This is a genomic window from Sutterella parvirubra YIT 11816 (assembly GCF_000250875.1).
GTDB classification, from domain to species: Bacteria; Pseudomonadota; Gammaproteobacteria; order Burkholderiales; family Burkholderiaceae_F; genus Sutterella; species Sutterella parvirubra.
Genome location: NZ_JH604914.1, coordinates 1 through 618, shown reverse-complemented (window position 1 = coordinate 618; position 618 = coordinate 1). Strand labels below are relative to the sequence as shown.

Below are 618 nucleotides of genomic sequence, written 5' to 3'. Positions count from 1 at the left end.
AAAGGGCCCCGGTGAAGAGGTTCCTTAGGTTTAAGGGTTGTCCTTAATGAAGAGCGGGCGATTTTAAACGCGAAAAACGCTGACCGTGCGTTAAAATCAAGTGAATAATTAAAGACGAGTTGTTCGATAGATCTTAACGAATGCGATGATAGGAAATCGTGCGTGAGATCTGTCGGATATGCCCGGGATCGTTCCCGGAGCGTCTCACGTCCGGATGCCCGGAAGGGCGCCGGTGGAAGGCGTCGGCTGTCGGAAGACGGCCCGCCGCGGGGCGCGATGGGGAGGATGGCCGACGTCCTTCAGGAGGAGGGATTCCTCTATTCTAGGCCCGTAGGGGGTTTGGTGCCCGATGGTGCCGCCGGGAATTTGCTTCCCGTCGAACCGTCCGCCGACCGATGCCCATCCCGAAGGGTCGCAAGGAGAGCATTTTGATTACGGTCACGCTTCGACAACTGCAGGTCTTTCTCGCCATCGCCAAGACGGAAAACGTCGGCACCGCCGCCGCGGATCTCTTCATGAGCAAGAGCGCGGTCTCCCAGGCCCTCGCCGAACTGGAGGCGAAGCTCGAGGTGCAGCTCTTCGACCGCAACCGCGGGCGCATCTACCTGACGGTGGAAG

General features: G+C 59.2%; 1 protein-coding gene. It reads left to right on the top strand.

What is annotated here, in order from left to right:
• Positions 1-428: 428 nt before the first annotated feature.
• Positions 429-618 (top strand): helix-turn-helix domain-containing protein (locus HMPREF9440_RS03040; RefSeq protein WP_245523559.1); only part of this gene is annotated, 190 nt, incomplete at its 3' end.